Raw genomic sequence first — 712 nt, 5'->3', positions numbered from 1 at the left:
TGAGACGCTAAAGTATACACATCCTCATGAATGTAACGATTGTCCATTGGCTCACGATAGCTTATGTCAAAAGGTTTATAAAATGAAAATAACAAAAGATCTTAGACGATATACGGCTCCAGCAAGAGGCTCGAAAAAATGGAACCAACTCTATAAGGCGCGAAGTGCCGTTGAACGTGTAAATGCCTATCTAAAAGGCTACTTTCTATTGAATCAGATTTACCATTGTACAGGGAAAAAAGCTAAAGTTCATTTCGATTTAGTACACATTGCATACAATGCATCCAGACTAGCGATGGATAGACTTAGATATACTAATCTTCAAGAATCTACAGCATCATAAGGTATTTCATTCGTTTTTTTAAGTAATCATTCAATATTCTGCACGTCTATGATTTTTTTAAAATACGTATTATGAAATTGATTCAACTACAAAACAATTTATTTTTTTCATGTAAATAAAAATGTTTTCTTTTGAAAAGACAATTGCTATAATGAGTAGCAGAGTGATAAATTCTCTTACATAACAAAAATATCTTTAAAAAGTAATAATTTCTTTTTTTTATAAAAAAGTGTTGCACAATGAAGGAAAACGTTATACAATAATTCTTGTCTTGAAGGACAGGTAAACAACTTCAAAACAACTAAGAACTTTAAGATATAAGTAATACATAATATGTTAAAGATTAATTATAGTCTAGTGATGATGGCA

1 protein-coding gene is annotated in these 712 nt (G+C 29.8%); it reads left to right on the top strand.

The window, feature by feature from the left end; all coding sequences use genetic code 11:
* A partial coding sequence (locus H131_RS22820; protein WP_010861501.1) for a transposase occupies positions 1–343 on the top strand: 343 nt, incomplete at its 5' end.
* Positions 344–712: the final 369 nt, after the last annotated feature.

This window comes from Lysinibacillus sphaericus OT4b.31 (genome assembly GCF_000392615.1).
In the GTDB taxonomy this organism is placed as follows: Bacteria; Bacillota; Bacilli; order Bacillales_A; family Planococcaceae; genus Lysinibacillus; species Lysinibacillus sphaericus_B.
Note: the sequence above shows the minus strand (reverse complement) of the source record. Positions and strands in the feature narration are given on the sequence as shown.